General features: G+C 61.8%; 10 protein-coding genes and 1 riboswitch. Of the genes, 7 read left to right on the top strand and 3 right to left on the bottom strand.

Features of this window, described 5'->3' with window-relative positions:
- Positions 1-69 precede the first annotated feature (69 nt).
- The 3 genes from RR51_RS21635 to RR51_RS21625 all read right to left on the bottom strand — a co-directional run bounded on the left by RR51_RS21635 (position 70) and on the right by RR51_RS21625 (position 3118).
- A complete protein-coding gene (locus RR51_RS21635; RefSeq protein ID WP_039614632.1) occupies positions 70-333 on the bottom strand; it encodes a DUF3077 domain-containing protein in 264 nt (87 codons plus the stop codon).
- 137 nt (positions 334-470) lie between these two features.
- Positions 471-614: a hypothetical protein gene (locus tag RR51_RS31315; protein ID WP_177328679.1), complete on the bottom strand. Its 144-nt coding sequence runs from the start codon at positions 612-614 to the stop codon at positions 471-473.
- 326 nt (positions 615-940) lie between these two features.
- Positions 941-3118: a TonB-dependent siderophore receptor gene (locus tag RR51_RS21625; RefSeq protein ID WP_039614630.1), complete on the bottom strand. Its 2178-nt coding sequence runs from the start codon at positions 3116-3118 to the stop codon at positions 941-943.
- Positions 3119-3299: 181 nt separating this feature from the next.
- On the opposite strand from RR51_RS21625, the gene RR51_RS21620 reads away from it, so the two are divergent.
- From RR51_RS21620 to ispA, 7 genes are all read left to right on the top strand, one after another.
- Positions 3300-3992 (top strand): response regulator transcription factor, encoded by a 693-nt coding sequence (locus RR51_RS21620; RefSeq protein ID WP_039614629.1) that lies wholly within the window; start codon positions 3300-3302, stop codon positions 3990-3992.
- A complete protein-coding gene (locus tag RR51_RS21615) occupies positions 3992-5338 on the top strand; it encodes a HAMP domain-containing sensor histidine kinase (protein ID WP_039614628.1) in 1347 nt (448 codons plus the stop codon). Before RR51_RS21620 ends, RR51_RS21615 begins: the two co-directional genes overlap by 1 nt.
- 82 nt (positions 5339-5420) lie before the next feature.
- On the top strand, positions 5421-6311 hold the full coding sequence (locus tag RR51_RS21610; RefSeq protein WP_039614627.1) for an alpha/beta hydrolase: 891 nt from the start codon (positions 5421-5423) through the stop codon (positions 6309-6311).
- 146 nt (positions 6312-6457) lie between these two features.
- Complete coding sequence (locus RR51_RS21605) at positions 6458-7519, top strand: hypothetical protein (RefSeq protein WP_039614626.1); 1062 nt, start codon at positions 6458-6460, stop codon at positions 7517-7519.
- Between the two features lie 140 nt (positions 7520-7659).
- Positions 7660-7801: riboswitch (FMN riboswitch) on the top strand.
- Between the two features lie 80 nt (positions 7802-7881).
- The gene (gene ribB / locus RR51_RS21600; protein ID WP_039614625.1) at positions 7882-8532 is read left to right on the top strand and encodes a 3,4-dihydroxy-2-butanone-4-phosphate synthase; all 651 of its coding nucleotides are present in this window, start codon (positions 7882-7884) and stop codon (positions 8530-8532) included.
- Between the two features lie 207 nt (positions 8533-8739).
- On the top strand, positions 8740-8982 hold the full coding sequence (locus RR51_RS21595; protein ID WP_003255380.1) for an exodeoxyribonuclease VII small subunit: 243 nt from the start codon (positions 8740-8742) through the stop codon (positions 8980-8982).
- Positions 8979-9866, top strand: coding sequence for a (2E,6E)-farnesyl diphosphate synthase (gene ispA / locus RR51_RS21590; RefSeq protein ID WP_039614624.1), 888 nt, complete (start codon positions 8979-8981; stop codon positions 9864-9866). The genes RR51_RS21595 and ispA overlap by 4 nt, the downstream gene beginning before the upstream one ends.
- Positions 9867-10017: the final 151 nt, after the last annotated feature.

Raw genomic sequence — 10017 nt, 5'->3', positions numbered from 1 at the left:
CGGTCTGACAGGCGCTGAAACTGCCGCGGCGAACACCTTGCGGCCCTCATGCGACCTAAAGGCAAACGCTCACTGCCCCATGCCCAATTCAGCATCATCCATCAGCGCCTTGGCCATCGCACTCAGGTAGTGCGCAGCCCAGATCATCATCGGCTTCTCATCCATCAGGCCGGTGATGGTCAGTTCGCGGACATAGCCCATCAACTCTGAGGACTGCTCGCGGGCATCGCGGCAGGGGATGCCGGGCTCGATGCGGAACAGTGGATGGGTGCCGTGTTCGCCTTGGTAGAAGGTGGTTTTGCCGACGGTGAACTGGGTTTCTTCTGTGGTCATTTTTGAACCCCCTGAAAATTCTCGACTACCTGGACGGGCCCTTTCGCGGGTGAACCCGCTCCTACATGGACCACCGATCGTTGTAGGAGCGGGTTTACCCGCGAAAAGGCCGGCCCAGACAACACATCACTCAAGCCTCAGTGCAAAGTCCGAGGCTGAGCGGGCAGCAGCATGGCCTGATGCACAACGGTCGCAGCGCACAGCGCATAGTCCGTGGCCTGGATCAGGGTGTCTTCAAGGGAATGAATATCGTGGGGTGGATCGGGGACAATCTTAAGCATGATGACACTCTCTATAGGTTGGCTAGAGCTGCCACTCATGACTTGCAGTGTTATGGGTGGCAGCCACGTACGGGTCTGCAAGACCGGCAGAGAGCAAAATCCGGCAGGTTCGAAAACCTCCCGTACGCAGCCACCATTAAGCGCGTGCAATGGCATGCCATTGGCATCGGTGATCGGCATTTTGCTCTGGACAGGCTTGCAGGCCCGGTCGCTGATTTGGCAACGACTGGGCCACACTAGGCCGCCAGGAGCACCACCGCAATGGCTCAAGGGCGCTAGGAAGCTATTTCAGAAATGGCCTACGCGCAACGGGAAAAATCTGATTATCAGAAGTCATACCGCGCCCCAACCATCATGCTCCGTGACGGCCCGTAGAAGTTGAACGTCGAGGTCGACCCCACCCGCGACAGGTAGTCCCGGTCGAACAGGTTATTGATGTTGAAGGTGGCCGTCAGCTTCGAGGTAACCGGATAAGACAGCATTGCATCCACAGTCGCATAGCCTGGCGCGTCGATGCGCACACCGCCGTTCTCGGAATAGAAGTTGCTCATCGCCGAAATACCGCCACCAATGGCCAGGCCGTTCAGCAGCCCTTGGCTGATGGTGTACTTGCTCCACAGCGATGCCTGGTTGCGCGGCATGATGAAGAAGGTGGTTTCGGCATCGCCCTTGAGGGTTTCGGTTTCCATCCAGGTGTAGCCGGCCAGCACTTCCCAGTTTGGCGTCAGTTTGCCGCTCACTTCCACTTCGGCGCCTTTCACACGGGTCTTGCCGGATGCAACAGAGTCAGTGGTAGCCACACCGTCGGCGTCATACACGGTGGTCGCGCGGTTCTTGTCCGTAAGACGGAACACCGAGAAGCGAGTATTCAGGTCGCCGCCGAAGTAGCTGCTCTTGAGACCGAACTCGTACTGCTCGCCCTCACGCGGCTTGAGCACCCGGCCATTGCTGTCGGTGTCGGACTGCGGCTTGAAAACCTGCGAATAGCTGGCGTACAGCGCATGGTTCTCGGTCAGGTCATAGACCAGGCCGCCATACGGGGTGAAGTGGCCATCCACGCGCTTGCTGTCGTTGGTGGTGGCGCCGCTGCTGAGGGTAGTGGTGTAGAAATCACCGCGGTACCAGCTGAAGCGGCCCCCGGCGATCAGCGCCAGACGCTCGACCGGGCGGAAGGTGACCTTGGAGTAAAGGCCGTATTCCTCTTCCTGCATACCGGTCTCGGTGCTGTAGTTGGGCGATGGCTTGGCGAACTGCTTCGGCGAGTATGTGTTGACGTTGATGGCGCCCAGGTTGGTTGTGCCGTTGAGGTATTCGGTGTCGTAATTCTTGTAGTCGCTGCCGACCACAAATTCGCTGACCTGGCCGAAGGTTTCGAACGGCTGGCTGTAGCTGGCGTCCAGCGAGTAGGTGTCCTGGGTGAAATCGCGGGCGCTGGCGCGCTCGGAGTTCGCGCCAGTGGTGGCGTTGGTCGCGGTGAAGGCGTACAGGTAATTGGTGTCGCGATGCGAGCCACGGGCTGCGACACGGCCATAGCCGCCGTTGTCGAAGCGGTGAGTCAGCTCAGCGACCAGGTCGGTGGTCTTGCCGTCGAAGTAATTCCAGTCAGCCCCCAGGAACTTCGAATGGCTGAAGTCGGGCACTTCGCCGGACAGCGTTGCCGGGTAGCCATTGTGCGGGGTGATGTTCTTCACTTCATGAATCAGGCCGAACGACAGGGTGGTGGCGTCGTCCAGGTCGATGTCCAGCGCACCGTAGTAGCTGTTGCTGGTGTTGGCGTTGTAGTCGACCTCGCCATTGGTGTCGTCCCGCGAGGCGATGAAGCGCCCGCGCACGCGGCCGGCATCATCCAGCGGCCCGCTCAGGTCGATTTCTTCGTGGTTGGTGTCCCAGGTGCCATAGCTGCCTTCGACGTGCCCCTGGAACTCGGCGGTCGGGCGCTTGCGCACCATGTTGACGATACCGCCCAGTTCGCTGGTGCTGCTGAACAGCCCGGCCGGGCCACGCATGATCTCGACACGGTCGAATGCCGCCAGCGACGGTACTGTACCGAAGATGCTGGCCATGGGCGCCGGCAGCCCGTCGATATTGAACTCGCTGTACTCGTAGCCACGGGCGTAGATCGACGAACGGCCACTGTCGTTGGTCAGGGTTCGCAGGCCGGCGGTGTACTTGGCCAGGTCATCGAGGTGCACGAACCGACGGTCCTTGACGTAGTCCTGGGTGTAGACGGTGATCGATTGCGGAATGTCCTTGAGCGCTGCGGGGGTCTTGGTGCCCACGGTGGCGGCATCCACGCTGTAGCCGCCAGTTTCTTCCGACGGCAGCATGTCGTACAGGCGGTTGCCTTCGATGGTCAATGCCGGCAGATCAAGCGCGCTGCCCTCGGCAGACGCCTGAGTCGCTACCGTCTCGGCCAGTGCCGACAACGAAAACGGTGCCAGCAGCCCCAGCGCCAGCCAGCCCCGAACCCGTCGCGAGTCCCCCAAACTTTTGAAACTGCTCATGACACACCCTTCCCCAAATGGTAGTAATTCGCAAACGAAACAAGTTGCTTTTTGCGAACGATACCGAAGGGAAATCGGGGGTGCAGCAGGATTAACCTTCTTAACACATCCAGGCGTTGCCCTCGCCCTGCCCGCAATGGGATGATTCGTAACTGATACGAATTCTCATTCAAGGCTCGCTGTGCCCACTTCACTTCTCCTCACCGAAGACGACCCACGCCTGCGCCAGGACCTGGAACGCCATTTCCTCAAACGGGGTTTCCGGGTGCACGCATGCGCCACCGGCGCCCAGGCCCTGAATGCCATACAGCAATCACAGTTCGAGCTGGTGCTGCTGGATATCATGCTGCCGGGCATCGACGGCCTCAGCCTGCTCGACGAGTTGCGCCAGCAGCAGGCGGTGCCAGTCATGCTGATGTCGGCGCTGGGGGCCGAGCAGGATCGCATCAGTGGCTTTACCCGGGGCGCGGACGATTACCTGCCCAAGCCCTTCAGCCTGGCCGAGCTGGACGCCCGGGTCGATGCATTGCTGCGGCGTGTGGCGTTCGATCGCGGTACGGCGCTGCGTGCCGACGTCGGCGAGGTGATGCTCGACCAGGACCGCCAGGACGTTATCCACAACGGCAAGGCTGCCGGCCTCACCGCGTCCGAATTCCGTTTGCTGGCCACCCTGCGGGCCCACCCCGCCGAAGCCTTGAGCAAACCATTTCTCTACCAGACCGTGCTGCACCGGGCCTACACCCGCCTGGATCGCGGCCTGGATGTGCATGTGTGCAACCTGCGCCGCAAGCTGGCCGACATCGATGCCCAGCACCTGCAGATCCAGGCCGTACGCGGCCAGGGGTACATCCTGGTCGACACGGAACAAGCCTGATGCGCCGTCATCCCCTGCTATGGAAACTGGCCGTACTGCAGGTTGGCTTCTGCCTGTTGCTGACCTGGCTGATCTGGACCTGGGGCCTGTCGGTGGAGCGCAGCACCTACTTCCTGTCCCAAGCCGAGCAGGACCACCTGGCGCGCTTTGCACAGCAAGCCGAACAGGCCTGGGAGCAAGGCGGCGCGGAGGGGGCCGAGGCCTGGCGCAGGCAACTGGAACAGGCCGAGGGCACTTGGGTGGCGCTGGTCGGGCCGCACCTGCAGAGCCTTGGCAGCACTCCACTGAGCGCTGAGGAAGCTAGCCACCTGACTTTCATGCGCAAGCTCGACTGGCCGATGAGCCGGCGCCTGCAGGATGAACTGCCCTACGTCAGCATCGAGTTCCCGCAGCACCCCGAGCACGGTCGCCTGGTAATGCAACTGCCCGAACACCTGTTGCCTACCGGCCTGACCCCATGGACCCATGTGATCACCCATGGCGTTGCCCCCACGCTGCTCGCCCTGCTGCTGGTTCTGGCGCTGTACCGCCACCTTGTGGTGCCACTGAACCGCCTGCGCGACCGCGCCGACGCCCTGCGTGCCGACGACCTCGACAGCCCGGCCCTGCCCCTGCAGGAGCGGCGCGATGAGCTTGGTGAACTGGCGCAGGCCTTCGAGCACATGGCCGGGCGCCTGCGCCAGAGCCTGGAGCAGCAGCGCCTGTTGCTGCGCACACTGTCTCACGAACTGCGCACGCCGCTGGCGCGGCTGCGCATCGCCCATGACAGCGGCTTGCCGCCGGCCCAGTTGCGCGAGCGCCTGGACCGCGAGGTCGCCGACATGCAGAAGCTTCTGGAGGACACGCTGGACCTGGCCTGGATGGACACCGAACAGCCCAGCTTGCCGACCGAACCGGTGTTGATGGTTTCGGTGTGGGAAGCCTTGTGCCAGGACATCTGCTTCGAAAGCGGCTGGGACCGCGCCCGCCTGCCCTGCTCGCTCGGCCCCGACTGCGTGGTGCAAGCCCACCTGGACAGCCTGGCCCAAGCCCTGGAAAACCTGATGCGCAATGCCATCCGCCACTCGCCGGTCGAGGGCCGGGTCAGCCTGGATGGCTGGTTGGAAGGCGACTGCTGGCACTTGCGCCTGAGTGACCAGGGCCCCGGGGTGCCGCACGCCGAGCTCGAACGCATCTTCAAGCCCTACCAGCGGCTGGCCGACAGCGGCGCGGGCTTCGGCCTGGGCCTGGCCATCGCCCGCCGCGCCATCGAACTGCAAGGCGGTCGCTTGTGGGCCAGCAACGGTCACCCGGGCCTGTGCCTGCACATGACTTTGCCGATGGCCCGGGACTGTTTAGAAAGTTAATGCGCTTTACGCTCAATCAGGACTGATTATCATCTAGGCGTTCCTGCCTTGCGCTCCTTGCAAAGCCCTGATGAGACACCTGATGAGCAAGATGACCCTGACGCTGGCTTTGGCACTGGCCCTTGCGGCTCCTGCTGCCCTGGCGCAGCCCGAGCATCGACAGAGGATGGATACCTCGCTGCTGCAGCGCCAGGACCTGGCCTACCGCTTCAGCCAGCTCGACCTGGACTCGGCCGATGGCCAGCGTCATTACCGCTTGTGGGTCGGCAAACCAGACCGCCCGGCGCCAGCGGCGGGTTACCCGGTGCTGTGGATGCTCGATGGCAACGCCGCGCTGGGGGCGCTGGACAGCCTGCTGCTGGGCAAGCTTGCCGCCGGCCAGGCGCCATTGCTGGTGGCCGTGGGGTACCAGACCGATCAGCGGATCGAGCGGGTCGGGCGCACCTATGACTACACCCCGGCGTTGCCTGGGCAGGCTGAGCAACTGGACCCGTTGACCGGGCAACCGAGCGGTGGCGTGGACGAGTTCCTCGATCTGCTGAGCGAGCGCATGCGGCCGCTGGTGGCGGGTATGGCACCGATCGACCTGCAGCGGCAGACGTTGTGGGGGCATTCCTACGGTGGGTTGGCCGTGCTGCATGCGCTGTTCACCCGGCCTGGGGCTTTCAGTGACTATGTGGCGGCCAGCCCTTCGCTGTGGTGGCATGACGGTGCGATCGTGCGTGAGGCGCAGGGGCTTGACCAGCGCTTGGGTAGCAGCCGGCCTCGATTGTTGCTGATGCGCGGGAGTGAGGAGCCGGCTAACCCGCGCATGCCGGTGCAAGGGGATGGAGAACGGGCGGCGCGGGAGCTGGTGGCAGACCTGGCCAAGGTGCCGGGGTTGCAGGCACGGTTCGAGCGGATTGACGGGCTGGGGCATGGGCCGATGTTACCGGCCTCGCTGAAGCGGGTGATTGAAGGGATGTCACAGTAGAGCCGATGACGACCTGAATACATTGAAATAAAGGGGCACCATGATGTCTGGGCGAAGTACCGCCTTGCCGCCAGAAATGGCCTATAGCCATCACTCATGATTTACTGATACGGTTCATTCATGTGCTCTCGAATCATGGATGAACGATGCGTCAAAGATACCATTACCTTATTGAGATAGACCTGAAAAACAGCGAAAAGCCAGAAACACTTTTTTCTGGGTTTATCGATTACAGCGGCGGCGGTTCGTATCAAGACCAACTGGTAATCACAAACCGAAAAATCTCGATAAACTGCACCCGGGCCTCAAAAATCGATTTGAATGGCGTATTCAACAACTACCAAAGCGCACTGTATGGGCAGATCACTAAAGCCATATTCTTCTACATCTGCAGAAAAACGACAATCCCAGAACTAACCTCCATAACCATATCAACCCAATATCGCGACCGCCCAGCCGGTGTAAAGAAGATCGAAGATACCGATTTCAAAAGCCACGCCAAGCTCACATCCGGATTCCTTTCTGGCTTCAAGATTGATCGACTTGAAGCCATCCTCGCAGAGTCAGAAAAAGGTGCAGGTCTTCTTAAGGCTGTATCTCACCTGACTCGTTCGAAAACCAAACATGACATTTATGACCGATTTGACTCTCTGTGGAAGTCATTCAATGCACTGTATCGGACTATCGCCAAGAAAAGCACTGAACTCGAATGCCAACAGACGACCAGATCACTTCTCCTAGATCATGCCCGAGCGTCGGAAAGCTCGAGAACCTTGCTGGGAAACATAACGGCAGATGAGCTACGCAAGAAACTCCGCTGGAGGCAGCTGATCCTCAACGATTACGAACATGACGGCAAGGCAGGCGCATTCAAAGATTTCGTACTGAGGTACACAGACGCCAGACTCATGCAAGTATTCAAAGAGACGTTGTCTTACCGTAAGGATTCACTCACCAAAGCCCAGCACATCGGCGCCGTAGAGGCACATATAGAGAAACACCTCAAGGCAGGGTTATCGAAAAACCAGGAAGTCATTGCCATCCTGTGCATCAAGTATGCTTACTTCGTTAGAAACAAATCCGCACACGGAGAGCGCCTTGACAGGATCATTGGCCTGAGCAACAAAGAAGTCATTGAGGTGAAATGGCTCAGTGACCTACTCGAGTGCTTGATAATTGATCTTATAAATGCCAATGACCTCTATTAAACTCAGGACCGGTTGAGGAAGAAACCGCGATACTGACCTAGGCTGCCCTGTTAAGCGAAAGCACCAAACTGGGCAAGCGGTACCGCCAAAGGTCGTAGAGCCGTCGGTTGCCAGCGAGGAGGCAATGTGCTGTATGCTTGGCGGGTCTTCAGGGCGGGGTGGAAGTCCCCACCGGCGGTAAATCGAAAGATGAGCCCGCGAGCGCCCCGGCCATGCCGGGGGTCAGCAGATCTGGTGAGACTCCAGAGCCGACGGTCATAGTCCGGATGAAAGAAGGCGTCAGGCAGGGGCCATCCGGGCGCCCCTGCGCGCGCATTTTGTTCGCCCCGAGACGTTCATCGATCATTCACGAGGAGCGTTTCATGTCCACCACGCACCACCCGCAATTCCCCAATGTCAGCGCCGCCATCGCCGCCTTCCGGGCCGGGCGCCCTGTGCTGCTGCTCGACGACGACGACCGCGAGGACGAAGCGGACATCATCGCCGCCGCCGAGAACATCTCGCTGCAGACCATGGCCATGATGATTCGCGATTGCAGCGGCATCGTCTGCCTGTGCCTGGACGAGGCCACCGTCGACGAACTGCAACTGGCACCCATGGTGCAGAACAACCAGGCACGCCATGGCACCGGCTTCACCGTCACCATCGAGGCGGCGGAAGGCATCACCACCGGGGTGTCCGCCCAGGACCGCATCACCACCATTGGCGCGGCATTGCGCTCTACTGCGGACCAGCGCCATATCGTCAGCCCGGGGCATGTATTCCCGCTGCGCGCCCGCAATGGCGGGGTGCTGACCCGCCGTGGCCACACCGAAGGCTCGGTAGACCTGGCACGCCTGGCCGGGTTGCGCCCGGCGGCAGTGCTGTGCGAACTGATGAACCCCGATGGCACGATGGCCCGTGGCGAGCAGGTGGCGGTGTATGCGCGGCAATACAATCTGCCGGTGCTGACCATCGAGGAACTGGCGCGGTACCGTGAGGCCATGCTGGAGCTCGAGGCAGAGCCAGCCTGATCCACCGCACGGGGCCGCTTTGCGGCCCATTCGCGGGTAAACCCGCTCCCACAGGGACCGCGCAGCCCCGGAACCGGTGCAGTACCTGTGGGAGCGGGTTTACCCGCGAAGAGGCCGGCAAGTGCAACCTCAGGCTGCCGGAAGTTTGCTCCCCCCGCCCCGCTCTGCTAGTGTCGCGCCGTTCTGAATGCCACCGAGACAGTCGCCATGGCCCGCAAAAAAGCCTCCCTCGATTTCGAGCAATCCCTCGCAGACCTGCAAGCACTGGTCGAGCGCCTGGAGAACGGCGAGTTGTCGCTGGAAGAGTCGCTGGCCGCCTTCGAGCAAGGCATCGCCCTGACCCGCGATTGCCAGGGTGCCCTGGCCCAGGCCGAACAGAAGGTGCAGATCCTGCTGGAACGAGATGGCGAACTGGCTGCCCAGCCCTTCGACGCGGAGCCGGAAGCATGATCGGCACCTACCAGGCCAGTTGCCAGGCGCGGGTCGACGCCGCCCTCGAACCGTTGTTCGTCGCCCCGACCAAGGAACTCGAACGCCTTTACGCCGCCATGCGCTACAGCGTGATGAACGGCGGCAAACGCGTTCGTCCGCTGCTGGCTTACGCGGCCTGCGAAGCCTTGGGCGCCCCGGCCGAACAGGCCAACGGCGCAGCCTGTGCGGTGGAACTGATCCACGCGTACTCGCTGGTGCATGACGACCTGCCGGCCATGGATGACGACGACCTGCGCCGCGGCCAGCCGACCACCCACAAAGCCTTCGATGAAGCCTGCGCTATCCTCGCCGGCGACGGTTTGCAGAGCCTGGCCTTCAGCGCCCTGCTCGACCCGCGCCTGAGCCCGCAGGCTGACAGCATTCGCCTGGCCATGGTCCAGGCCCTGGCCAAGGCTGCCGGCCCGGCAGGCATGGTCGGTGGCCAGGCCATCGATCTGGGCTCGGTTGGCCTGAAGCTGGACCAGCAGGCCCTGGAATTCATGCACCGGCACAAGACCGGCGCGCTGATCGAAGCCAGCGTGCGCCTCGGCGCCCTGGCCAGCGCCCGCGCCGAACAGGCGCAACTGGATGCCTTGCAGACCTATGCACAGGCCATCGGCCTGGCGTTCCAGGTGCAGGACGACATCCTTGACGTGGAAAGCGACACCGCCACCCTGGGCAAACGCCAGGGGGCCGATATCGCCCGTGACAAACCGACCTACCCGGCGCTGCTGGGCCTGGAAGCGGCCAAGGCCTATGCGATCGAACTGCGCGACCAGGCGCTGGTCGCACTGCAAGGGTTCGGCGAAAAGGCCGAACCGCTGCGGGCGTTGGCGCGTTACATCGTCGAACGCCGCAATTAAGCAACGACACCAATCCCTGTGGGAGCGGGTTTACCCGCGAATGCGATGTTGAGTTTACCGCCGCATTCGCGGGTGAACCCGCTCCCACAGGGGCCGCGTAACCCGTGGTTGAATGGGCAGTATTTCCTACAATGGGGTAAACTGCCGCGTC

The organism is Pseudomonas sp. C5pp, assembly GCF_000814065.1.
Classification (GTDB): domain Bacteria; phylum Pseudomonadota; class Gammaproteobacteria; order Pseudomonadales; family Pseudomonadaceae; genus Aquipseudomonas; species Aquipseudomonas asiatica.
This window is presented reverse-complemented; position numbering and strand designations above follow the sequence as displayed.